The organism is Tsukamurella pseudospumae, from assembly GCF_001575205.1.
Taxonomy (GTDB): Bacteria; Actinomycetota; Actinomycetes; order Mycobacteriales; family Mycobacteriaceae; genus Tsukamurella; species Tsukamurella pseudospumae.
The window spans coordinates 1-24,734 of the sequence record NZ_LSRE01000009.1 but is presented as its reverse complement, the minus strand read 5'-3'; the positions used below and the strand labels follow the sequence as shown (position 1 = coordinate 24,734).

Genomic DNA, 24,734 nt, shown 5'->3' with positions numbered 1-24,734 from the left:
TCGCCTCCCTCGTGGTGAACGGCCCAGCGCCATCCCTGACGGCGGAGCTTACCTTTCCGAACATGGCATCCTTGGGATATGGATCTGGTGGTGCGTTCCGCGGACCGGGCAGCGTCGTCGATGCCCGGCGTCCGGTCGCGTCACTGCTTCTCCTTCGGAGATCACTACGATCCCGACAATACCCACCACGGAATCCTGCTGGCCTGCAACGCGGAGCAGGTCCGGGCGGGCACGGGCTTCGACACGCACCCCCACCGCGCCGTCGAGATCGTCACCTGGGTGCTGTCCGGCTCGCTCGTCCACCAGGACAGTGAGGGACACGCCGGGCTGGTCCACCCGGGTCTCGCGCAGCGCATGAGTGCCGGGACCGGGGTGCTGCACTCCGAGCGCAACGACCGCGCCGTCGAGGGCGCCGATGTCCGGTTCGTCCAGATGTGGGTCCTGCCGGACGAGCCGGGCGGCGCACCGTCGTACGAGCAGCGCGACACGACGGCCGAACTGGCCGCGGGCGGGCTGGTTCCGGTCGCGTCGGGCGACCCCGCGCAGGACGCGGCCGTCCGGATCGGGAACCGCGGCGCCACCCTGTTCGCGGCGCGCCTGGCGCCGGGCGGCACCGTCGACCTTCCGGACGCGCCCTTCGGGCACCTCTACCTCGCCGACGGGGCCGCTGACATCGAGGGCCCGGGACTGCTGTCCGACGGTGACTCACTGCGCACCGTCGGGGACGGACGGCGCGTGACCGCCGGGCCCGACGGTGCCGAACTCCTGTTCTGGCGCATGCTCACCCGCCTGGGCGGCTGACCCGGCCCCGACGGTCCGCCGGGGCCGCCCCGCGACCTAGGGCAGCGGTCGGTCCGAGGGCACCACGAGGTAGCTGGGCCGGTTCGGGTCGATCACCACGTGCTGCGGCGAGAACTTGGTCTCCGAGGTGACCGGGCCCAGCGTGATGGCCTTGATGAGGTTCAGCGCGAACACGTCCACCCGGAGGCGATGGCCGGGCTTGAGGATCGCGCTGACCGCGTGCGTGGCGATGTCGAGCTCCACGACCTGCCCCGGCTTGACCAGCTGCCGCTGGTTGATGTCGAGCTGGTAGTAGGGCGCGGTGTAGTCGCCGGCGGCGGTCTTGAGGCTGCGGGAGTCATCGATCTGCCGCAGCGAGGTGGTGAGCTGCCCGGAACTGATCACCTCGGACCGGCCGTCGGGCGAGACATCGGTGACGTTCACCGACCAGTACGCGTCCCGCTGGTCCTGCGTGGTCGTGAGGTGCAGGTTGATCGGGCCCGAGATCACGGTCGACTTCCCGACGGGCCTACTCGTGAAGGTCAGCCCGTTCATCTCCGCGACGCGGTTGTCGGCGGCGCAGCCCTGGAAGACCAGGAGGCCGAACATCGCCTGCCCGGTGTCGTTCGAGCACAGCGTGCTGAGGCCGGGGCCGACGGTGCGCCGCGCCGCGAGCTTCGGCTTCGCGGTCTGCAGGCTGTTGTCGGACAGCGAGCCCGGCGCCGTGCCGGAGGTGAGGCTCGACAGGTACATGCGCTGGTACTGCTGGTTCGGCTCCGGGAAGCTGTCGCCCTGCCACCAGCCGCCGCCCTTGCGGTGCACGGTGACCGGCGCGTAGTTGTCGATGCCGTTGTCGGCGTCCTTGAGCCACTTGTCGAACCACGCCTTCTGCAGCACGTCGGCGCGGGTCGGCTGGTTCACGCCGCCCAGGTCATGGGTGACGGTGACGTGGTAGGCGTCGCCGATGATCACCTTCTTCTTCGACAGCGGCAGGCTGCTGAGCTCGGACGGCAGGCGCCATTCGGTGTTCGTGAACAGGTCGTGCCAGCCGCCGAACGCGAAGGTGGGCGTGGTGATCTTGTTCAGCGGCGTCCGGAAGGCCTGCCGCAGCGGCGAGTTCTTGTCGATCAGCTCCTTGGTCTTCGGGTCGAGGCCGTCGACGCTCGGCGAGAAGACGCCGGAGAGCAGCTGCGGCACGAAGACCGCGGGGTTCTCGATGCGCTGCTGCAGCCACTTCCAATCGAAGGTGCCGTTCAGCAGCGAGCGGATGTCCGGGATGAACTTGAGGACGTTGACCAGCGCGAGCCAGGGGCCGAGGAAGCCGACGCCCAGGCCGCCGCCGGGGGCGATGATGTCGGCGGTCAGGTCCGCGCCCGGCACCACCGGGAACAGCGCCTGTAGGCCCTTCGGGTTCCGCGCCGCCACCTGGAGCTGGTTGATGCCCGAGTAGGACACGCCGGTCATGCCCATCCGGCCGTTGGCCCACTTCTGCTTGCGGACCCAGTCCAGGACCTCGACGGTGTCCTGCTGCTCGCGCTCGGCGAAGACCTGCCACACGCCCTGGGAGTTGCCGGTTCCGCGGACATCGACGACGACCTGGGTGTAGCCGTTCTGCACCAGCTTCGGGTCCAAGCCGGTGAAGGAGCTGACCATGCCGCCGTTGAGCACATCACGCAGGTCGTTGACGCCGGCGATCGGGGTGCCGGCGAAGTTGAACAGGTTCAGCAGCTGGATCAGCGCGGGAGAGAGCACCGGGACGTTCATCGCGAGCGTCGCGATGGCGCTGACGAACTTGGTGTACGGCGTCATGTTGACGATCGTCGGGGTCTTCGTGTCGATCGCCCGGCCCGATGCATCGGCGGGGCGGAAGACGTTGGCCTTGAGCACCGTGCCGTCGGACATCGTGACCGGCACGTCCCACTCGATGGCCATCTTGGGGTACTTCGTGGGGCCGTCGTGATCGGCGATCCACTCGGGGTTGATCATCCCGGCGACGCCGGGGCCGGGCTTCCACGGCTCCGCACTCGCCTTCGCGTTCAGTCCGGGGACGGTCACCACGGTCGCCACGAGGACGAACACCGTGAGGAGGGCGGCGAGAACCAGTCGCAGGCGCGGACGCGTCAGCCTCATACGAGAATCTCCTTGAACATAGCTCCACCGCACAGGCCAGCCCCGTTTGCGGTATGCATCACACGGCACCGTATCGCTGTGCGGCGTCACACGGAATACTGACGAGTAAGTTCTCCCACCATGTGAGATCACTGAGGAGGAGCTGGCAGGATGGGAAGGTGACCTCCACTCCCGCCCTGGACCTCAGCCATGTCGACCCCGCCGTCCGCGTGCAGGACGATCTGTTCGGCCACGTCAACGGTCAGTGGCTGGACAGCCACGAGATCCCCGCGGACCGCTCGACCGACGGTGCCTTCTACGCCCTCCGCGACGCCGCGGAGCAGCACGTGCGCGACATCGTCGAGGAGTGCGCCGCCGCCCCGGCCGACGGCGCCGGCGACGCCCGCAAGATCGGCGACCTCTACGCGAGCTTCATGGACACCGCCGCCGTCGCCGCTGCCGGGCTGACGCCGCTGACCGACGAGCTGACCGAGATCCGCTGGGTGCAGTCACCGTCGGACCTGGTCACGGTGCTCGGGCGCCTGCAGCGAACGGGCCTGCGCGGCGTGCTCGGCTACTACGTGGACACCGATGCCAAGCGGTCCGACCGCTACCTGGTCAACCTGGTGCAATCCGGCATCTCGCTGCCCGACGAGGCGTACTACCGCGAGGAGCAGTACGCGCCGGTGCGGGAGAAGTTCGTCGCCCACGTCGCCGCGACCTTCCGCCTGGCGACCGGCGCGCTCGAGGGCGTCGTCGCCCCGGGCGAGGAGGACGCGGCCGCCGCGCAGGTGCTCGACCTGGAGACGGCGATCGCCGCCGGGCACTGGAACGTGGTGGACCGTCGCGACGCCGACAAGGGCTACAACCTGCGGACCTTCGCCGAGCTGGACGCCGAGGCGCCCGGCCTGCGTCTCACGGACTGGGTCGCCGCGGTCGCAGGTTCGGCCGACTCCCCGGTGTTCGCGGAGGTGAACGTCCGCCAGCCCTCGTACGCCACACACGTGGCCGACCTGATCACCGATCGGCCGGTCGAGCAGTGGCGCGCCTGGCTGGCGTGGAGCCTGCTGCACGCGCGCAGCCCGTTCCTCACGGACGACCTGGTCGATGAGCACTTCGCCTTCTACGGCACCACGCTCACCGGTACGCCGGAGATCCGCGAGCGCTGGAAGCGCGGCGTCACGCTGGTCGAGCAGTACCTGGGCTTCGCGGTCGGCGAGCTGTACACGGCGCAGCACTTCCCGGCCGATTCCAAGGAGCGGATGCAGGCGCTGGTGGCGGACCTGGTCGAGGCGTACCGTCGCCGGATCTCCGAGCTGCCGTGGATGACCCCCGCCACGCGCGAGCGGGCGTTGGAGAAGCTGGGCAAGTTCACCCCGAAGATCGGCTACCCGGACGCGGCGCGCGATTACGCGGCGCTGGAGATCCGCCGCGACGACCTCATCGGCAACCTGCGCCGCGGCGAGGCCTTCGAGCACGACCGGGAGTTCGCGAAGATCGGCGCGCCCGTGGATCGCGACGAGTGGTTCATGACCCCGCAGACGGTGAACGCCTACTACAACCCCGGTATGAACGAGATCGTCTTCCCTGCGGCGATCCTGCAGCCGCCGTTCTTCGCCCCGGACGCCGACGACGCCGTCAACTACGGCGGGATCGGCGCGGTGATCGGGCACGAGATCGGCCACGGCTTCGACGATCAGGGAGCCAAGTACGACGGTGACGGCAACCTCGAGGACTGGTGGACCGACTCCGACCGCGCGGAGTTCGGCAAGCGCACGACGGCTCTGATCGAGCAGTACGACGCGCTGGTGCCGAGGGAACTGGCCGGTGAGCCGGACGGGTCCGCGCATCACGTCAACGGCGGCTTCACGGTCGGCGAGAACATCGGCGATCTCGGCGGGTTGGGCATCGCACTCGTCGCGTACGGCATCGCCCGGGAACGGGCCGGCGGCACCGTCGACGATGCCGACACGGAGATTGACGGACTGAACGGTCTACAGCGCGTCTTCTACAGCTGGGGCGAGATCTGGCGGGGCAAGTCACGACCCGAGGAGGCCGTCAGACGACTGGCCATCGACCCGCACTCGCCGGCCGAATTCCGTTGCAATGCCATTGTGTCCAACCTCGACGAGTTCTACACGGCCTTCGGCGTCTCTGCCGGGGATCGCCTGTTTCTGGACCCCGAGCGTCGGGTCTCGATATGGTAACTGTCGATCAGTAATAGCCCTACCGTTGTCCCGTCCAGCAACCGGCGGATACCCACGTTGTAACCCCGTGCCCCACCGGCACGGAGAACGGGTGGCCGTGCCTTCACGCAAACAGACCACTGAACAGCTCCCCTCGATCCTCGGCATCGTGCACGAAACGCCGCCCGCCGAGGAGGTGGTCCTCGAGGAACTGAGCCTCAGCGAGCGGATGGGCGAGATCGCGAGGTTGCTGCGCGAGCAGTCCGGTGATTCGGAGTCCCTTCTCACCGCGGCGACCCAGTTCGCCGTGGAGCAGGTGCCGGGAGCGGACTTCGCGAGCGTGACCCTCGTCGATCCCAAGGGCGGGATCTCCCATCCGGTGGTGATCGGCGACGAGGCGCAACGGGTCGCCGATGTCCAGCGCGACCTGCAGGAGGGGCCCAGCGTGGGGGCCACCTTCGAATCGACGACGATCCTCATCGACGACACCTCCGCCGAGGACCGCTGGCCCCGATTCGCACTCGCGGCGCAGACCGCGGGTGTGGGCTCGATCCTCTCGTTCTGCCTGTACGTCCAGAACGACGCCTACGGCACACTCGATCTGATGGCGCGCGAACCTCACTCGTTCGACGCCGAGTCCGTGTCCATCGGTTCCCTGTTCGCGGTGCACGCGGCGGTCGCCTTCTCCGCCGTGCGCGAGAAGGAGCAGATCCGCGCCGCCCTCACCACCCGCGACGTGATCGGCCAGGCCAAGGGCATGATCATGGAGCGCTACAAGCTCGACTCCGACGCAGCCTTCAGGTTGTTGGCCCGGCTCTCGCAGGACAGCAACGTTCGGCTCGCGGAGGTCGCGGAGCAGGTCATCGAGGCCGGTCCGGAGTAGCGGACCCGACGGTGCGCCCGCCCGTTCCGGAGCGCACGCTCCGGCGGCGGGCGCTCCGCGGGCTACGGGCTGAGCTCCGACGGCTGGCGCGCCGGCGGCTGGCGCTGGCACTCCGAGCTGCGGGCGGCCGCTACGGGAGCGCGCCCGGAGACCCATCGGCCGGACGTACCGCGTGGACGTCGACCCGGGAACGCCGAGGTGGCCGGGGGACCCAGAGGTGCCATGCCGATCCGCAAAGCCATGCGTGACACGCATACCTCACATAACCGCAGGTCAAAGGGCTTTTCATGCGACCGAGCCATGCGCCGCACGCATGGCTCGCGCCTGCCGCTGCTGATCCATGGGGAATCACCGTGCGCTTCGGTCCCCGACCTCGCGGCCACCGCAGGGACCCCCGATTCCGGTTCGTCCCCCGCGCCACACCGAGCCGCGACCCAAACGTCCGCTCCCCCACCGAACGCCGGTCGTCCGACGAGGGGTCAGCCGTCCCCCACGCCGCGCCGTCGCCCCCCACGCCACGCCGCCGTCCCGCGCGCCACGCGGCCGCCCCCAAGGCCACGCCGAGCCGCGACCCATGCGCCGGACGCATGGCTTCGACCGAAAATATCGCTCTGACCTGCAAAATATGCAACCATGCGCCGCACGCATGGCTTGGCGAACGGGCACCCGCCTTCTCAACGCGGCCCGCACCGTCGAACCCGGACACCGCGCCGCACCGCCGCCAACCGGGCACGGCGCACCGTCGACCCCGGAAACGAAAGGTCCGGCATCACCTGTGGGGTGATGCCGGACCTCTCAGTTGGAGCGAGTGCTCGACGCGGACCTACTCGTAGGTCTCGCCGGCCTCGGCCTTGGCGACCAGCGAGGCGGGCGGCGTGAACTGCTCGCCGTACTTGCCGGCCAGGAACTTCGCCTGCTCGACGAAGGCCTTCGGACCGGTGAGGCCCTCGGCGGGCGTGCCCGGGCGGCCCTCGTAGCCGTTGATGTACTGCATGACGCCACCGGTCCACGCGGGGAAGCCGATGCCGAAGATCGAGCCGATGTTGGCGTCGGCGACGGACGTGAGCACGCCCTCGTCGAAGCAACGCACGGTCTCGATGGACTCGATGAAGAGCATGCGCTCCTGGAGCTCTGCGAAGTCCGGCTTCACGGAGCCCGACTTGAAGTGCTCCTGGAAGCCCTGCCAGAGGCCGGTCCGCTTGCCCTCGGCGTAGTCGTAGAAGCCCGCGCCGTCCTTCTTGGAGGTGCGACCGTTCTCGACCATCCAGTCCACGACGGCGAATGCGCCGTGCTGCGGGACGTCCTTGCCCTCGGCCTTGAGAGCCGTCTCGGTGGCGAGGCGGATCTTCTGCATCAGGGTGAGCGTCAGCTCGTCCGTCAGCTGCAGCGGCGCGGCCGGGTAGCCGGCCTGCTGGCCCGCCTGCTCCAGGTACACCGGGTCGACGCCCTCACCGATGGCCGCGAGGGCCTCGTTGATGAACGTGCCGATGACGCGCGAGGTGAAGAAGCCGCGGCTGTCGTGGACGACGATCGGGGTCTTCTTGATCTGCAGGGTGTAGTCGATCACCTTGGCCAGCACGGCGTCGGAGGTCTTCTCGCCCTTGATGATCTCCACCAGCGGCATCTTGTCGACGGGGCTGAAGAAGTGGATGCCGATGAAGTCCTCGGAGCGCTTGACGCCCTCGGCGAGGATGGTGATCGGCAGCGTCGAGGTGTTGGAGCCGAGGATGGCGTCGGGCTCGACGATGTCCTCGATCTCCTGGAACACCTTGTTCTTGACCTCGACCGACTCGAACGCGGCCTCGATCACGAGGTCGACGCCCGCGAAGTCCTGCGGGTCGACGGTCGGCGTGATGCGGGCGAGCAGCGCGTCGGACTTCTCCTGCGTGGTGCGGCCCTTGGCCAGCGCCTTCGCCTCGAGCTGCTCCGAGTACGCCTTGCCGCGCTTGGCCGCGTCGATGTCGATGTCCTTGAGGACGACCTCGATGCCGGCCTTGGCCGAGACGTACGCGATGGCCGCGCCCATCATGCCGGCGCCGATGACGCCGACCTTCTTGGCCTGGTACTTCTCGAAGCCGTCGGGCCGCGAGCCGCCGCCGTTGATGTGCTGCAGGTCGAAGAAGAACGCCTTGATCATGTTCTTCGACACCTGGCCGGTGGCCAGCTTGGTGAAGTAGCGCGACTCGATCTCGAGGGCGGTGTCGAAGTCGACGTAGGTGCCCTCGAACGCGGCGGCCATGATGGCCTCCGGCGCCGGCATCGGCGCACCCTTGAGCTGCTTGCGCAGGTTGGCCGGGAACGCGGGGGCGTTCGGTGCCAGGGTCTTGTCGATCGGGGAGCCGCCGGGAATGCGGTGGCCCTTGACGTCCCACGGCTGCGCCGAGGCCTCGGGGTTGGCCTTGATCCACGCCTTCGCGGCGGGGATCAGCTCGTCGACGGTGCCGACCAGCTCGTTGACCAGGCCCGTCGCCTGGGCCTTGGCCGGAGCCATCTGCTGGCCCTGGAGCAGCACGCCCATGAGCGCGCCCTGCAGCCCCAGCATCCGGACGGTGCGGACCACGCCGCCGCCGCCGGGGAGCAGGCCGAGGCTGACCTCGGGGAGGCCGATCTTGCTGCCGCGCACGTCCGCCGCGATGCGGTGGTTGGTCGCGAGGGCGATCTCGAGGCCGCCGCCGAGCGCGGCACCGTTGATCGCGGCGACCACGGGCTTGGGCAGCTTCTCGAGGCGGCGGAGATCCTTCTTGATCTCCTGCACCTCGTCGAAGACCTTCTGCGCGTCGGCCTTCGTGGCCTTGCGGATCTCGGTCAGGTTGCCACCGGCGAAGAAGGTCTTCTTCGCGGAGGTGAGCACGATTCCGGTGATCGACTCGACCTCGGCCTCGAGGCGGTCGACGGTGGCGCGCATGGACGTGCCGTACAGCTCGTTCATGGTGTTCGCCGAGCTGGTGGGATCGTCCATCGTCAGGACGACGATGCCGTCGGCATCCTGCTCCCAGCGGATCATGTTGTCAGACATGTGTTTTTCAGTCTCCTGTTGTTCCGGCGGGCGTCAGATGCGCTCGATGATGGTGGCCGAGCCCATGCCGCCGGCGATGCACAGCGTGATGAGGCCGTAGCGGCCGCCCGTGCGCTCCAGCTCGTCGAGCACGGTGCCCACCAGCATGGCGCCGGTGGCGCCGAGGGGGTGGCCCAGCGCGATGGCGCCGCCGTTGACGTTGACCTGCTCGCGATCGAGCTTGAAGTCCTTCATCCACTTGAGGACGACCGAGGCGAAGGCCTCGTTCAGCTCCCACACGTCGATGTCGTCCTTCGTCAGGCCGGCCTTCGCCAGGACCTTCTCGGTGGCCGGCGTCGGGCCGGTCAGCATGATCGTGGGGTCGGCACCGGTCGACGCGGTGGCGACGATGCGGCCGCGGGGGGTCAGGCCGGCCTTCTTGCCGCCGGCCTCGTTGCCCACCAGGACGAGCGCGGCACCGTCGACGATGCCCGAGCTGTTGCCACCGGTGTGGACGTGGTTGATCTTCTCGACCGTGTTGTAGCGCTGCAGCGCGACGGCGTCGAAACCGCCCATCTCACCGACGACGGTGAAGGCGGGGCGCAGCTTGCCGAGGTCGGCGGCGGTGGTGCCGGGACGACGGTGCTCGTCGTTGTCGAGCACGACGAGGCCGTTCTGATCCTTGACCGGGACAACGGACTTCGCGAAGCGGCCCTCGTCCCACGCCTTCGCGGCGAGGTCCTGCGACTGCGCCGAGTACTCGTCGACATCGTCGCGGGAGAAGCCCTCGATGGTGGCGATCAGGTCGGCGCCGATGCCCTGCGGGGCGATGTAGTTGTCGTAGCTGTACTGCGCGTCGTAGAACAGGGCGCCGAAGTCGGAGCCCATCGGGACGCGGGACATCGACTCGACACCACCGGCGAGGACCAGGTCGTCACCGAGGCCGGAGCCGACCTTCTGGCCGGCGATGTTGGTGGCCTCGAGGCCCGAGGCGCAGAAGCGGTTGATCTGCACGCCCGCGACGGTGTCCGGCAGGCCGGCCACGATGGAGGCGGTGCGGGCGATGTCGGCGCCCTGCTCGCCCACGGGCGAGACCACGCCGAGCACGATGTCGTCAATCGACGCGGGATCGAGATTCTCGTTGCGGTCCTTGATCTCGTCGATCAGGCCGACCACGAGGTCGGTGGGCTTGATCGCGGTCAGCGAGCCGTTCTTGAGCTTGCCACGGGGCGTACGGATCGCCTCGTAGATGAATGCGTCAGACACTTCGGTCTTCCGTCCTTTCACTTCAGTGTTCACCGACCCCACGGACGCCCGTGGAGGCTGTCACCCCTACAGGCTAACCGTCTGTAGCTTAATTGGAAAGAGATGCATGTAGACGGCTACATCACACTCGGATCGTGGGCTATCGTGGCGTTAACCATGGCTACCCCGAACACACGCCTGCGCGCCGCCGAACGGCGTCGACAACTCGTCGACGTCGCCACCGGCCTGTTCCTCGACCGCGGGTACGGGAACGTCTCGGTGTCGGACATCGCGCGCGCCGCGGGGATCAGCGGCCCCAGCGTCTACCGGCACTTCCCGGACAAGGAGTCGATCCTCGCCGCCGCCATGCGCTCGGCGGTGGACGAGATGTCGGCCACCACCGAGCGGGTCCTGGCCCGCCCCGGTGCCACCTTCGACGACCTCTCCTCGGCGGTCTTCGCCATGGCCGTCTCGGCCCCCGGGCCGCTCGCCCTGTGGCGATGGAACCGGCGCCACCTCACCGCGGAGCAGGCGCGGGAGATGATCGCCGCGAGCGAGTCCGTCCTCGGCTCCTGGACCGAGGTACTGCGCCGCGACCATCCCGAGATCACCGACGACGACGCCCGCGTCCTGTCCTGGGCCGTCCTCGCCGTCGGCGGATCCGTGCCGCCGAGCCGCGGCCGCATCGGCATCCGCCGCTACCGCGCCGATCTCGAGACGATCGCACAGCGCGTGCTGCGCGCGGCACCGTCGAAGGCCCCGGTCCTGCCCGCCCCGCCCGCGCGTCGCGCCCCCGTGCTGCGCAGCGACGAGATCCTCGACGCCGCGTCCGAGCTCTTCTTCTCCCGCGGATACAGCACCGTGAGTATGGACGACATCGGTGCGGCCGTTGGCATTTCGGGTCCCAGCGTGTACGGGCACTTCCCTTCGAAGGGGTCCATCCTGGTGGGCGTCGTGGGCCGCGCACGCGCCGCGCTCGAGATCGGCGTCATCGGTGCGGCCGGGGTGTCCGACGGTGACCCCGCCGTCGAGTTGCGCTCGCTGGTCCGGTCCTACGCCGCGAACCTCGTGACCTCCACCGACCTCGCGGTCGCGTTCACCGTCGGCCGCGAGGTGGTCATCGAGTCGGGCGGCGAGGCGCTGCTCGCCGCGCAGAAGGCGTACGTGGCGCGCTGGGTGGCGCTCCTCTCGGCCGCGTCCGACGGCGCAAGGTCCGACGGCGCTGGGTCCGACGGATCCGACGGTGCGCTCGACCCCGCGGGTGCCCGGATCGCCGTGGGCGCCGCGATGACGATCGCCAACGACTTCGCCCGCACCCGCCGCCTGCGCCGACGCCCCCGGTTCTACGACGAACTCGTCTTCCTCGTCGACACCGCCCTCGGCCTCTGATCGGCTACCCGGCCGGTTCTCCCTGTCGGCGAACCGACGGCGAACGCCGAGGTTCCGGTCATCACGCGATCGATCAGTCGGCGCCTGATACGATTTGTCCGAGTTTCGCCCCTTCCGTGGAGACGCACGGATGGCCGCGGTTCGCGTCGCGGCGGGCGTGCCGCGGCGACGACGGGCAGGGGTAAGGCGTATGGGTGGCTTGGTACTGCTCGAGCCCGAAGTCGCCCCCAGCTTCCCGGGCTGGGTGGAGAGCGGCGCCCGCGACTACATCAGCGGCGTGTTCAGCGGACTCCGGGCGACCCTCGGGCGGGGCACTCCGGCGCTGCCCCAGGCGGCTGTCACCCCCTACTCCATCCCCGACGGGGATCTGGGCATCCCCGCGTACGGCGAGACCAAAGTCGTCAACGACGCGATCAAGACCACGTACGACGCCGCGACGCAGGCGATGGCCGCCACCGTCGGGAAGTCGGCGACGCTGACGGTCCTCGCCCGCAATGCCGTCACCTCCGCGGTCGAACTCTTCAACGGGATCGCCATGACCCTCGTCGAGGACGACTACATGGGGCTCTACGGCGCCGCAGGGCTGGCCATCGAACAGGCGCGCAACGCCGTCGCGCAACTCCTCGCCCTCCAATCCCAGCCGGGCGGACTCCAGGTCTACCCCTCGTGGTTCGTCGGCCCGATCCCGCCGGGTGCCATCCGCGCACCCGCGCCGGGCGGCCCGCGTGTCGTCCCGGACACGGTCTCGCCCGAAACCCCCTACGACTGGGCGAGCGCCGCGGTGACGGCAGCGACCGGAGGCGGCGAAGCAGGTGCGACGAAGATCGTCGAGCACGCGACTCCGGGCCGGCACGGCATCCCCTTGGGCGGAGCGTCCGCCCCGAGCGTGGCCGCCGCGGGAAGGTTCCTCGCCCGGGCGAATTTCGTGACCGGTGCCGCGGCAACGGTGTACGGCGGGATCAACGACTACCAGAACGGGAAGACCTCGGGGACGCAAGCGATCACCCAGACGGCGGGCTCGCTGGGTGGCGGCATCGCCGGGGGCGCACTCGCTGGGGCCGCGGTCGGCTCCTTCGCCGGCCCGGTGGGAACGGCGGTCGGCGCAGGGATCGGTGCGGTGATCGGCAGCGAAGTGGGTAAGGGCTTGGGCAAGATGGTCGGCGGATGGTTCGACTGACCGACCACGACACGGCGGCTCCGGGTACCGCCGCGCGGACTACCGCCGAGGAGCGATGATGTTCGGCAGGTTCCGATCACGGCACGGCAGGCCGTGGAGGTGGTCGCAACGACCTGTGATCGATCCGTCGTGGACACTGTTCTTCAAGGAGCGGCTCGTCGCCTTCGTCTTCGTGGGACTCGGTTTCGCCGTGGGCGTGCCGATCGGCCGACTGATCGCCGCCTTCCTGCTCTGATCCGTCCACGGAAGAAAGGCACTCCGACGATGTTCCGCTCCACCCTGCGGGAATTCGCGCTCTACGGTGTGATCATCGGGCTGATCGCCGGCATCTGGGTCGGCATCATCACGTACTGACACCGGCCGCGCGCGGGCGCGACTGATCGCGGTCGCCGTGCGGAGTCGGGTCGACGCCTACCACCCGTTGACGTGCAGCACCGTGTCCAGCGGGGCGCGCTTGGCGAGCTTGAAGTCGGTGCCCTTCGTGTACGCGACGGGCATGAGCACGCCCTGGCGGACGCTCGCCGGGATGCCCAGCGCCTCGGCGATCTCACGCTCGTACTCGAGATGCAGAGAGGTCCAGGCGGATCCGAGGCCACGCTCGCGGAGGGCGAGCGCGAGGCTCCAGGCTGCGGGGAGCAGCGACCCCCACAGCCCGGCCTGGTTGCCGGCGGGCAGCTCGCCACCGGGCACGTGGATCGCGCCGATCACCAGCGCGGGCACCTGCTCCATGATCTCCGCCAGGTAGGTCGCCGACGAGGCGACCTTCTCCGCGGTCTCGAGATCCTTCGGCGGCTTCGCGGCCCGCGCCGCAGCACCGGCCTCGGCATAGGCGAAGTAGGAGGTGCGGTAGTACTCGGCGACGACCTTCTTGAGCTCGGGGTCCGTCAGCACGATCCAGTGCCAGCCCTGCGCGTTGCTGCCCGACGGAGCCTGCAACGCCACCTCCAACGCGTCGGTGATCACGCCGAGCGGGACCTCCCGCTCCAGGTCGAGACGCTTGCGCACGGACCGGGTGGTGGTCAGTACCTCATCGGCGGACAGATCGAGATGCGGGAAGTCGAGGGCCATGCCCCACTCTAACGAGCGCGGCTCGGGGGCGCAGTCCCGCGCTTGGCGCGATCGAGCGTGGCCAGCGACTTCTTGGCGGCCGCCAGTTCGGCCTGCAGCGCTGCGACCTTGTCCGCCGCCGCGTCACGGGCCGTCGACAGCACCTCGTCGACGGCGGCCCGCGCCTCCTTGTCACCGAGGCCCGCAAGGGCCTTGTGCACGGCGGGCAGGGCGATCTCCGACGCACCGGCCGGCTTCTGCGCGTTCCGCGTCACCTTGAGCGAGGCGGTGTTGTCGGAACCGACGTGCAGCGTGATCGTCACCGACCGCGCCGCTTTGGGCGCGGGGGTCCCGGGGCGCGTGCCCGACGGTACCGCCGAGCCCGACGCGGGGGCAGCGGCCTTCTTCGGCGCCCGCTTGACCGGCTTCGGCTGCTTCGTCGAGCGCAGTTCCCGTGCCTCGTAGGGCAACTGGTCGTCCACGCCGGTCGGCTTCACCGTCACGGTGGCACCGTCGACCTCGACGACCCGAGCCGACGCACCAGCGGCGAGGCCGAGGCTGGGGACGGCCTCGATCAGGTACACGAGCGGCTTGCGCCCCTCGGCGAGCGCCGCGGCGTAGCGGGTGAGGTCGTCCTCGGTGAGCGTCTGCTCGGCCATCTACTTGATCCCCTTCGAAATCGCCGGAAGTACCGTCGACTCCACCGTATCGATCGCGAGCGGTCCGCCGTAGAGAAGTGCGTCGACGCCGTTCGTCTTGTCCACGATGATGATCGGTACGCCGTAGATCAAGGACGAGGGAACGCCGTCGAATCCGCCGTTGCCCGCGGAGGGGTCGGTACGGGCGACTATCGTGCGATCGACGTCGCTGGAGCTGACCGCCTTGTAGTAGTCCGACGAACCCAGCGTGATCCAGCCGGACCCGGATCCCGAGACCGGCGTCTGCATCGAGAAGCCGAGCAGTCCGAGCAGCTGGAAGGGATTGCTCGAGCTGGTCGCGATGCGAGCGGAGGCGCCGTCGTAGTGCACCACGTCCAGCTTCTTGCCGTTGAAATCCGGGTGCGCGGAACGCAGCTCGGTGATCTTGGCCTCGTAGGTCTTCTTCACCGCATCCGCGCGGCCCTTGGCCCCCAGTGCCTCGGCGATGAAGGCGAGCTGCTCCTGCCAGGTCCAGCCGCCGCGGCCCTGCTCGGGCACGGCGATCGCACGGCCGCCGGCGAGCGACTTGAGGTCCTTGACCGTCGCGGCGGCCGCGGGGTCCGTGTCGATGATGAGGTCGGGCTTGGCCTTCTCGATCACCGACTTGTCCGGATTGGACGACGTGCCGGCGGTCTGCACCTTCGCCAACGCCGGCACCCAGGAGGGCAGCTCCGACTTCGGGCCGTTCGCACCGGCGACGACATCGAAGCCCAACGCCGACACCAGTTCCGCGTCGCCCGCGCCGAGGGCGACGATGCGCTGCGGCCGGTCGTCGAGCTTGGTCTCGCCGTTGACATCGGTCACGGTACGCGCGCTCCACGTGTCGAGCGCCGGCCCGGTGTCCTTGTCGCCGCCGAGGAACACGAACGCCAGTACCGCGACGAGGACCACGACGAGGGCCGCGGCTCCGCCGATCAGCAGCGGCTTGCGACTCCTGCGCTGTGGCGCAGCACCTGGCATCGACGGGCTACTCGGCCCCATGAGCCCCGTCGGCCCGTTCGGGCCGTACCCGGGCGGCCCGGCGAACCCGGGCAGCGTTCCCGGCGCCGGCGCGGGCCGGTTGAAGCCTGTTGCCAACGCCGGATTCGACGGCGTGCCCTGCCAGTTCGTGCCCACCGGCGCGGTGGGCGGCGCCATGCCCGAGGCGCCGGACATGCGGCGCGCGGCGGCGGCCAGTGCGTCGGCGAACTCGCCGGCGGTGGAGTACCGGTCCGCCGGGTTCTTCGCCATCGCCCGGCCGAGCACGTGGTCGATCTCGGGCGAGAGGTCGGGCCGCTTGAGCCGGATGCTCGGCGGGTTCTGGCTGATGTGCGCCAGCATGAGCTGGCCGGAGACGGTGGTGGTGAACGGCGGGGCACCGGTCAGCAGGACCACGGCCGCGCACGCCAGCGAGTAGATGTCGGCGCGGTGGTCGATGGGGTTGCCCAGCAGCGCCTCGGGGGCGGTGTAGGCCAGCGTGCCGACCACGGTTCCGGCCTGGGTGTGCTGCCCGACCTCGGTCTGCGCCGCGCCGATACCGAAGTCGGCGAGCTTGACCTGCTCGCCGCGCCGGCCCCGGTCCACGAGGAAGTTGGCGGGTTTGACGTCCCGGTGCAGGATCCCGTGCTGGTGCGCGTAGTCCAGCGCGTCGGCGACCTGCTCGATCGCCGCGACCGCGCGGTCCAGGCTGAAGGGTCCCTCGCGCTGCACGGTCTCGGCGAGGTTGCCGCCCTCGACCAGCTCCATCGCGATCCACAGGTGCCCGTCGGACTCCCCGCGGTCGTACACGTCCACGATGTGCGGGTGCTTGAGCCCTGCGATGAGGTCGGCCTCGCGATCGAACCGCGCCCGCACCGACGGATCCGCCGACAGCTGGCTCTGCAGGACCTTCAGCGCGACGGACCGGGGCAGCGTGCGGTGCCGGACCCGGTAGACGGTGCCCATGCCACCGGTACCGAGCACCGACTCGATCACGTACCCCGCGATCGATTCACCAGGTTGGGCGACCACGAACACCTCCACTCACGCACGTCTACAGCGTGATGAATCTACCGCGCTGCAGGTTGCGAGCCGCTTAACGCGAGGTTGGCGGCTCGTCCGACGACGAATCGCGCTCCCGAGCCGCCCACCGCGGCGCGTTCTCGGGCACGACGGGGCGTCGCGACGGGACCCCCGTGTCCGAATCGTCCGCACCGCGGACCCATCGGCGGGCGCCCTGCTGCCGCTGCGCGGCGGGCGCGCGTTCGTCCGGCCCGGGCCCGACGCGGCGGGAGGGTGCGGGGCGGTCGTCGTTACCGGGCCGCCGCGGCTCGTCGGGGACGCCCTGCGGTGCCACCGGTACCGCTGCCGGCGGAGCCGGCATGGTCCGCACGGGAGCCGGACCAGCGGGCCTGATGACCCGATTCGCACTCGACACCTCGGGACGGCCCTGGGCCCCGCGGCGGCCGGGAGCGGGCTGTGCCCTCGTCGCGCAGTAGCGCAGCTCCTCCTCCGTGGGGTTGAAGACGACGTCGAAGGGCTCGCGCCGACCGATCCTGACCGCCACCTTCGACGGGGAGATCTGCTCCACCGTGAGGTCGGCGTTGTTCCCCAAGGGCCGAGTCCTCGTTCTGCGCAGGGCGAGCACCGTGCGCTCGGGCAGCGCGTCGATGTCGACCCCGTCGAAGACCGTGATGTCCGGCGACCGCCGAGCCTCCCCGTCGGCGATGCGGAACCGGCTCGGATCCGCCAGCGTCTGGGCGAGCGCCGCCCATTCCGCGGGACGGTCGGTGTGCACGGCCACCGACGCGCCCGCACCCACCGACCTCAGGAGCACGAGTTGCAGCGTGGGCAGGTCGGTCGCGAACTCCACCTGCAGTGTCTCCGGAACCGGTGAGGCGTCGTAGAGCGGGAGCGCGATGGCATCGGATCCGGAGATCCCCCACACCGGTCCCGTCGGCCCGAACGGGATGTCGACGGCGCCGAGCTCCGCGAGTGGCGTGGACGGCAGATCGACGACGCTCGACCCCCCGCCCGGCAGCGTCGCCCGCGTCAGTGCGAGCTGCCGGCCGGGCCACCGTGTCAGGGCGTCGTCGAGGTCGTCGACGATGGGCACTGCTGTCTCGTACCGCACGAGGCCACTGATCTCGGCAGGAGCCTGCGGCGAGGACCTCCGCAGACGCAGCACCACCGAGGTGCTCTCGCTGTCGAGGCTCCACCAGCGGTCGAGTTTCGCGGTCGACGTGCGCGCCGGATCGACGACATAGGTGGTGGTGTGCGCCTCGTCGTGGTCGACGTGGGTCCACCGCTCGACTCCCAGAAGCGGGTCGTGCCCGAAGTTCATCACCGGGCCCAATGTCACGAGCTCGTCCCCGGGCAGCACCCGGCATCGGATCCGCCGCTCCTGCAGCCGCTGCTCGAGCCTGCGGGTCGCGGCCATCAGCGCCTTCGGTCCCGCGACTCGCGAGGGCCCGCGGCGCACGATACCCGCCAGGTTCCGCCGGGTGTTGACGCGCAGCACGAGCCACGTCGAGCGCTCCGCCAGCGCCGAGTAGAACCGCACGCCCTGCGCGTAGGACGCACGGTACGCGGGCCCGGGAGGAACGCGCCGTCCCGACGAGACCACATCGATATCGACGTCGAGTCCGTACTGCGTCATCATCGACGCCAACAGGTCCAACGGCACCGTGCTGGCGGCGAACGCCTGCCCGTCCCGCAGCCGTGTCTCCGCCAGGTCCGCACTGAGCTCGATCGCGGAGACCAGTTCGAATCCGTCGCCACGACGCACGCCGCATCCCTCGACGTCGATGACCCGGCCGGCGAGCCCCTGCCCGCCGTGGCGACGGCGGCGCAGGTAGCGCAGCCGCGCGCCGACCCGCTCGGTGAGCCCCTGGCCGCGGAAGGCGACGAACGCCGGCACCGCCGCCACGACCACGACCGCCGCCACCGCCCAGTGCGGCCACCGTCCGGCGAACACGACGACGAAGGCGGCCGCCGAGATCGCCCAGACGAGGGACCGACGGAGCGTGACGCTCAGGCCGAGGAGCCTGCGACGCCGCGCGATCTCGGGATGCGAGGGCGGCTTCGCCGACGCCGCCGCGTCGAGGTTCTCCGCCATCATCGACCACCCCCGCTCCTGCGGCCACGGAACGGCCGCACCGCGGCGATCACGGCGGCGAGCACGGCGACGGCGCCGAGGACGCCTCCGACGACCAGCGTCGCGGTGCGACGCGGCCGAGTGTCGGGGCCCGGCGCGGGTGGCGGAACCACGAGCCTCGCAGCGGACTGTGGGTCGATATCCGCACCGGCGGCGGGTAACGACGCCGTGAGAGCGGCGACCGGGTCGATGAGGCCTGCACCGACCTTGTTGTCGACACCACGCGCCGGGTTGTGCGCGGTGGCGACGATCCGGAACGCGACGTCTTTGGCCCGCAACTGCGGGAAGCGGGAACGGACCAACGCCGCCGTTCCGGCCACGTACGCGGCCGCGAACTCGGGTCCGGCGAAGGCCGTCAAGGTCTTGTCCGAGCGCAGTCCGTTGATCGCTCCGTCGCCTCCCCGCGAGCTGAGCGAGACCAATCCGGAGCCGGGTGCGGCGACGTCGGTCCAGGGGCCGGCGAGCGAGCCCGGCAGCGGGACGCCCTCGGCGGAGACGGCGCCCACTGACAGGACCTGCCCGTCGAACCAGTTCGGGGTCGCCACGGTGGTCACGCCGCGCCAGCCGCGAGGATCGTCGGGCTGTCCGGGGTTCGGGTCCGGATTGGCCTTGCAGCTGTTGGACGAACCGGTTCCGCCCTGTCGGTCGGTGCTACCCGCGCCGGCGATCACCAGCGCGTCCTTGGCCTGCAGTGCGTAGGCCACCGCCCCACCGATCTCCCGCTGACTGAATATCGAGTCCGATGCCATGCAGACCGGCTCGGGGACCACGATGACTTTCGCACCCCGGTTCGCTGCATGCACGATCGCGCGGGCGATGTTGCGTCCGGTCATCGCCGACCGGGACTGGTTGGGGTCCTGGTTGTCGGCCGCGGTGTTCTGCGGCGAGAATCCCGCCGAATCGACGCGGATCGACATGATCCGCGCGTCGGGCGCGACGCCGGAGAAGCCGTCGCCGGCCCACGGCTGCGCACCGATGATGCCGGCGACGAGAGTGCCCGTCGAATCGCAGTCCACCAGCCCGTTGTCACCGGTCACGACGTAGTCACCGCCGCCGTCGAGACCGCGCAGCCGCGGCTGCGGCCGCACTCCGGTGCTGAGGACCGCGACGGTGACCCCCGCTCCCGAGGAGAACCGACGCGCCTCGTCGAGCCGCAGCGTGTTCGACGGTGCGGGCGCCGCAGACAGGTTGGACGCGGGCAGGACCGACGGCTCGACGCAGCGCGGGTTGTTGCTTCGCAGCGGCTTCTCCGGGCCCGTCGTATCCGCAGGTGCCGCACCGATGTCGGCCGTCGGCGGAATCACAGCGGAGGCGATGCCCGGCACGCTCAGCAGAGTCAGGGCCACGGTGCTCACCACGGCCGCAGCACAAGCCGGCTTCGACGGAGGAAACACGGCCCTACCTCAGGAACGACAGATCGAGTTCACGCATGACCGCGAACAGGCGGGTGGTCCACAATGCGACCAGGACGACGGCGAAGATCGCCAGCTTCTCGCCCAGCTCGATCCGGCCCATCAGCCGCGCCGACAACGGTCGTCCGCGTCCACCCGCATCCGCCGACGTCCGGTCGGCGAGGGCGAGGCCCGCCGCGGCGAACGCGACGAGAACGGCGCCACCGACGAGGATCACGACGACGCGTGCGATGTCGGATTCCACGGACGACAGCATGGTCACGGCGAGGCCCGCTGCGACGACGAAACCCGCCACGAAGAAGACCGTCGCGTGCACCCGGTCGTCGAGCGTGCGGCCGCGGAGCGTACAGATCACCGAGACGAGGGCCGCAACGGCCACCCCGCCCCAGTAGTAGTGGTGGTGCGGCACGACGATGGTCAACGCCGATACCACCAGGATGACCGCGACCGCGATGTAGAAGCCGGTGAGCAGCTTCGCCGCAGTGCGGGAGGCGACCTCGAGCGCGACGTTCTCGTCGTCACGGGCGAGTTCCGTGGTGCTCTCGTCCTCGAAAGTGTCCACGTGATAGGCCGCTCCGAGCTCGGTGCGGTCGATGTCCTCGCCCGGCGGCGGCAGGGGATCGGGCCGAACCCTGGCCAGATTCAATGCCCAGCCCTGCGCCCAGTTCGCCAGGAGCAGCCCAGAGATGACGCCGATGGCGGGTACCGCCGGCCGTTCGAGGGGCGTGAAGACGAACACCGCGCTCGCGATCGCCGTGACCGCGGCCAGCGTCCCCAGAGCCGCGAGGGCCGCGGCACCCAACCCCGTGCTCCGCCCCAGGATCACCGACCCCGCGAAGGCGAAGACCGCTCCCACGAGCACGTTGGCCGCGGTGAAGGCCCCGTCGACTCCCCCGTCCGGCGGTACCAACACGAAGCCCGCCGTGAACAGCAACGGGACGGTGAGCAGTTGCAGGGTGTACGCCAGTTGCGGCGCGTGCCAGCGCCGATCGGCGGACACGGTGGCGACGACGGCCACCGCGGCCACCCCACCGGCGACGGGGAACCACCACAGTGCGCTGGAACGGCCCCACCATGCGATCAGGACCTCTGCCGAGACGACGAGGGCGGCGAGCACGAGCGCGATCAAGCCGAGGGCCCTGGCCGTCCCCGCGCCGAAGCGCTGGAACCGTTGTCGGCAGAACTCCTGAATCGCGTCCGCGGTGCTCTCGATCAGCGGCCGGAAAGTCTGGTTGGAGAAGGTCTCGGCGAGAATCAGCCGATCGCCGTCGAGTACGCCCTCCTCCACGAGCGTCCGGTCGCGGGAGAGGGCCGTGCCGCCCTCCCGCGCGAACGTCCACGCGCCGGCGGTGGAGAAGTCGTGGTCGGGGAACACCGTCGCCAGCCCGGGGATCACCGAGTCCATCACGACGGACAGCCGGCGGCGGGCCACCAGACTGCGCTCCACCGAGTTCTCGCCGACCTCCACGAGAACGCGGACCTGCTCGGGCACCGCGGACTGCGGCGCCGCACCACCGTCCGGGCCGCCCGGAGGGCCGACCGGACTCACCGGGAACACCACGGCTCAGCGTCCCTCGGCGACACGGGGATGCAGCTCGGCCAGCTTCACCGCGGCCGGCGGTTCGTAGCCCGAGTTGAAACCGTCCGCCAGATCCGCCGCGAGCTCCTCCAACGCCCGAACCGTCTGCTTGTTCAGCAGCTCCAGGTCGATCGGCACGTCCGCGTCCAAGTGCGGGTCGTACGGGATCTCATGCACGCGAAGCTTCTGGCCGGCCCGGAACAACTCTTCGAACTGCTCGACGGACACGCTGCCCTTCCGCTTGGTGTGGTTGATCACCACGATCGTGTTCGCGAGCAGGCCGTGCCAACCGTGGTGCCGCAGCCAATCGATCGTGGCAGCCGCCTTCCGCACGCCACGGGTGGTCGCGGACGCGGGCAGGATCAGGGCGGAGGATATCTCCAGGACGCCGGCACCGGTCGGCGTCTGCAGCCCACGGCCCGCGTCCACCAGCGCCAGGCTGTAGTGCGGCCGGAAGATCGAGTACAGATCGAGCACGTCGTCGTAGTCGGCGACGTCGTCGCCGTTGAATCGCCAGGGACTGGGCAGCACGTGCAGGTTCGTGGCGGTCACCGCGAGGTGCTTGTCGACCTGATTCCGGTCCGACAGGTCCGTCTGCTGAATCAGGGTCCGCGCCGTCGAACCACCCTGGTGCCACGCCGTCACCTGGTCCAGATCGCCACCGTCGGGATCGAGGTCCAGCGCGACCACATTGTCCGCCCGCGTCCGCTCGAGGATCTGGCCGAGCGCACCCACCAGCAGCGTTCCACCCGCGGAGTCGCTGAACACGCCGGTCACGTGGAACTTGTTCTTGGCCACGCGGATGCGGTGCACGAGCTCCGACTGTGCCTGATCCCGGGCGCTGGGCCCGATGTCGATGCCCATCCGCCTGACCCAGGCGCGCCAACCGTCGACCCGGACCGCGGCCTCGGCGGCGGGGCGGATCTGGCGGTTGAACGACGACGACGCGGTCGCCATCGGCGCCGACGGCGCCTGCTCGGCCGGCCGGCCCGCCGAGCTCGCCGTGGCGTGCTGTGCGCCGGGCCGTTGCAGTGCCGGATTGAAGGCGGTCGGCACGGGCGGGCGGTTCACCTGCGCCGCAGGGTGATGCTGCGCCTGGAACTGTCCCGCGGGCGGGGCGGCGTGCAATCCGGGCTGCTGAACGAACGGAGCCTGCTGCGATGCGGGCCTCGCGCCGGGCCGCGCGAACGCGGGCTCAGCGGGAGCGACCCGCGCCGGTGCAGCCGCGGCCGCCTGCCCGGGTCCGGCGGGCCCGGCCGGACCGGGTGTCGGCTGCGCCTCGTCCGCCGCACTCTGGCGCGCCTCGAAGGTGATCACGTCCGTCGTCTCGGCGTCGACCGCCGGCGCGGGCCCGGCATCGTCGAGTCCGGGCAACGCGGGTTCCTGCCAGGTCGACGCAGCGGAAGGGGCATCAGCGGCGGCGGATGCCGCCGGACCGTCCACCGGCACCACCGGGACGGCGGGCTCGAATCCGATCGTCGGAAGGACGACCACGTCGCCCGAGCTCTTACTGTCGTCTCCAGACGACGAATGGATGTTCAACGGCGCTTCGCCCATTGGTAGACCTCCCCGGCATCCCGGTCGAAATTGCTTGCAATAGTAATCGATGACCTGACGGCGACCTGCAGGCAGCCGTTCGGAGCAGGCCCGCTCAGTCGGTCGGGTCGAGCCATCCTCGAGCACCACCGCGCTCGACGAGTTCGACGAGCCCCGCCGCGAACCTCTTACGGGTGCCCGGGCTGATCGTGACGTCCTGCTCCCCGTGGGCGCCCCGAGCGGTGACCGAGAGCACTCGGCCCGCGGTCGTGTCCATCACTCCCAGCGCCCAGTCCGCCCGCACCCGCACCCCTGATTCGGACACCCGCTGGTAGATGAGTTCGGCGCGGCGGCCACTGTACCGCGACGCCTCGACGAGCACGTCGAGCGTGGATTCCGGCACATCGAACTCGCGTAGCCGACCCCGGAACTCCCGCTCGGCACGACGATCCTCGACGCTCGGATCGAAGGTGGCGACGATGCCGGCCAGCTCGGCAGCGCCGAGGGTGATCGACTCGATATCGGCGGGCTCAGCCGCCCCGAGCACTCGCCACAGGGGTTCGACCACGGTGGTGTCGAACGCGTCGCGGTCCGCCATGAACCCCTGGATCGTGACCTCGTCGTCGTACCGGAAGGCGACGACGACCTGCTCGCCGCACCGCACCACCGCACCGCGGAGGACCGAATCGCCTTCGAACACACGGAGATCGATCCCCGCGTCGGGCGCCTGCAACGCATGCAGCCACCGTCGAACGAACGGGTCGACGCCGCCGTCCTCCCCCACCAGTCCCGCTGCGAGCAGGCCCGGCAGGACCGCAAGGTCGACGGTCCGCTGATCGTCGGGCCGATAGACGTTCGGGTGCACGGCCAGCACCACCGGACCGAGCTCCGTGACATCGGAGAGCCGCATCAGCAGCAGCAGTTCGTCGACCGTCACGCCGAACGCGGACAACCGATGGGCGGATCGTTGACGCGACACAAGCGCTCCTCCCACGCGCACAGCCGCCCGCCGACGCACGGGCGTCGGCGGGCGGCTGTGGAATCACACCGTGTAGAAACCGGCGGCCTGCGTCTGCCCACCCTGATGGATCGCAGCAGCGGTCGAGATGTTCACACCACACTTCTGCAACGCGAGCGACAGATTCTCATTGGCCTTCAAACACACCTCATGAACATGCTGATAGCTCTCCTGATCCACACCCACCCAGTTACCCGCATTCAGATTCGCGGTGTTATTGGCCGTGAGCTCAGCAATATTCGCATCCGCCACCGCCGCAGCCTTACCGAAACTCGCCGACGTGGTGTCATAGCTCGCGTAGTTGACCAGAATCCGGTCGACACTCATGGAAGTTCTCCTCTACTATTCGCAGTCGATCAGGTCAGACAGTGGCATAGCCGGTGAACAACGAACCACCATCACCATCGGTATTAGCGATCAAACCACCATTCCGATTCAGCGCCTCAGCGATCGTCTCCAACTTCTGCTGCTCCGAATTACACACGGCGATCAACTCATCCATATGCGCAACAGCCTTGTTCGTCGTATCACCCGCATTCGCGGCACGATACGCCTCAGCAGTAGTA

At 69.8% G+C, this 24,734-nt stretch carries 18 protein-coding genes; 5 read left to right on the top strand and 13 right to left on the bottom strand.

All coding sequences use genetic code 11. From position 1 onward, the window contains the following. Positions 1-78: 78 nt before the first annotated feature. Complete coding sequence (locus tag AXK61_RS06275; protein ID WP_068744322.1) at positions 79-801, top strand: pirin family protein; 723 nt, start codon at positions 79-81, stop codon at positions 799-801. A gap of 36 nt (positions 802-837) precedes the next feature. Here the strand turns inward: AXK61_RS06275 and AXK61_RS06270 are convergent, their stop codons facing one another. Next, positions 838-2,910, bottom strand: a complete 2,073-nt coding sequence (locus AXK61_RS06270; RefSeq protein WP_068744321.1) for a CocE/NonD family hydrolase — start codon at positions 2,908-2,910, stop codon at positions 838-840. Positions 2,911-3,068: 158 nt separating this feature from the next. On the opposite strand from AXK61_RS06270, the gene AXK61_RS06265 reads away from it, so the two are divergent. Further along, on the top strand, positions 3,069-5,096 hold the full coding sequence (locus AXK61_RS06265) for a M13 family metallopeptidase (protein ID WP_068744319.1): 2,028 nt from the start codon (positions 3,069-3,071) through the stop codon (positions 5,094-5,096). Positions 5,097-5,193: 97 nt separating this feature from the next. Beyond that, positions 5,194-5,958, top strand: coding sequence for a GAF and ANTAR domain-containing protein (locus AXK61_RS06260; protein WP_331710552.1), 765 nt, complete (start codon positions 5,194-5,196; stop codon positions 5,956-5,958). A gap of 823 nt (positions 5,959-6,781) precedes the next feature. On the opposite strand, the gene AXK61_RS06255 is transcribed toward AXK61_RS06260, so the two are convergent. Together AXK61_RS06255 and AXK61_RS06250 are read right to left on the bottom strand one after the other, a co-directional pair. Then, entirely contained in the window at positions 6,782-8,974 is a 2,193-nt protein-coding gene (locus AXK61_RS06255; RefSeq protein WP_068744317.1) for a 3-hydroxyacyl-CoA dehydrogenase NAD-binding domain-containing protein, read from the bottom strand. Positions 8,975-9,007: 33 nt separating this feature from the next. Next, complete coding sequence (locus AXK61_RS06250; protein WP_068573733.1) at positions 9,008-10,219, bottom strand: acetyl-CoA C-acetyltransferase; 1,212 nt, start codon at positions 10,217-10,219, stop codon at positions 9,008-9,010. Positions 10,220-10,375: 156 nt separating this feature from the next. On the opposite strand from AXK61_RS06250, the gene AXK61_RS06245 reads away from it, so the two are divergent. Together AXK61_RS06245 and AXK61_RS06240 are read left to right on the top strand one after the other, a co-directional pair. Then, on the top strand, positions 10,376-11,587 hold the full coding sequence (locus AXK61_RS06245; protein ID WP_068744315.1) for a TetR/AcrR family transcriptional regulator: 1,212 nt from the start codon (positions 10,376-10,378) through the stop codon (positions 11,585-11,587). Positions 11,588-11,777: 190 nt separating this feature from the next. Then, positions 11,778-12,764 (top strand): hypothetical protein, encoded by a 987-nt coding sequence (locus AXK61_RS06240; protein ID WP_068744314.1) that lies wholly within the window; start codon positions 11,778-11,780, stop codon positions 12,762-12,764. A 411-nt stretch (positions 12,765-13,175) separates the two neighbouring features. On the opposite strand, the gene AXK61_RS06235 is transcribed toward AXK61_RS06240, so the two are convergent. From AXK61_RS06235 to AXK61_RS24860, 10 genes are all read right to left on the bottom strand, one after another. Further along, positions 13,176-13,832, bottom strand: a complete 657-nt coding sequence (locus AXK61_RS06235; RefSeq protein ID WP_068744312.1) for a nitroreductase family protein — start codon at positions 13,830-13,832, stop codon at positions 13,176-13,178. 8 nt (positions 13,833-13,840) lie between these two features. After that, positions 13,841-14,470 carry a hypothetical protein gene (locus AXK61_RS06230; RefSeq protein ID WP_068744310.1) on the bottom strand — a complete coding sequence of 210 codons (630 nt, stop codon included), beginning with the start codon at positions 14,468-14,470 and terminating at the stop codon, positions 13,841-13,843. Continuing rightward, complete coding sequence (locus AXK61_RS06225) at positions 14,471-16,498, bottom strand: serine/threonine-protein kinase (RefSeq protein WP_068744492.1); 2,028 nt, start codon at positions 16,496-16,498, stop codon at positions 14,471-14,473. 64 nt (positions 16,499-16,562) lie between these two features. After that, complete coding sequence (eccE, locus tag AXK61_RS06220) at positions 16,563-18,584, bottom strand: type VII secretion protein EccE (protein WP_068744308.1); 2,022 nt, start codon at positions 18,582-18,584, stop codon at positions 16,563-16,565. Continuing rightward, positions 18,584-19,981 carry a type VII secretion-associated serine protease mycosin gene (gene mycP, locus AXK61_RS06215; protein ID WP_197466759.1) on the bottom strand — a complete coding sequence of 466 codons (1,398 nt, stop codon included), beginning with the start codon at positions 19,979-19,981 and terminating at the stop codon, positions 18,584-18,586. Before mycP ends, eccE begins: the two co-directional genes overlap by 1 nt. Positions 19,982-20,021: 40 nt before the next feature. Next, on the bottom strand, positions 20,022-21,584 hold the full coding sequence (gene eccD / locus AXK61_RS06210; RefSeq protein ID WP_197466758.1) for a type VII secretion integral membrane protein EccD: 1,563 nt from the start codon (positions 21,582-21,584) through the stop codon (positions 20,022-20,024). Positions 21,585-21,599: 15 nt separating this feature from the next. Then, positions 21,600-23,108, bottom strand: a complete 1,509-nt coding sequence (locus AXK61_RS06205) for a hypothetical protein (RefSeq protein ID WP_068744303.1) — start codon at positions 23,106-23,108, stop codon at positions 21,600-21,602. 157 nt (positions 23,109-23,265) lie between these two features. Beyond that, complete coding sequence (locus AXK61_RS06200) at positions 23,266-24,087, bottom strand: ESX secretion-associated protein EspG (protein WP_197466757.1); 822 nt, start codon at positions 24,085-24,087, stop codon at positions 23,266-23,268. Between the two features lie 105 nt (positions 24,088-24,192). Further along, entirely contained in the window at positions 24,193-24,495 is a 303-nt protein-coding gene (locus tag AXK61_RS06195) for a hypothetical protein (RefSeq protein ID WP_068744299.1), read from the bottom strand. 34 nt (positions 24,496-24,529) lie between these two features. Next, a partial coding sequence (locus AXK61_RS24860; RefSeq protein ID WP_231855457.1) for a hypothetical protein occupies positions 24,530-24,734 on the bottom strand: 205 nt, incomplete at its 5' end.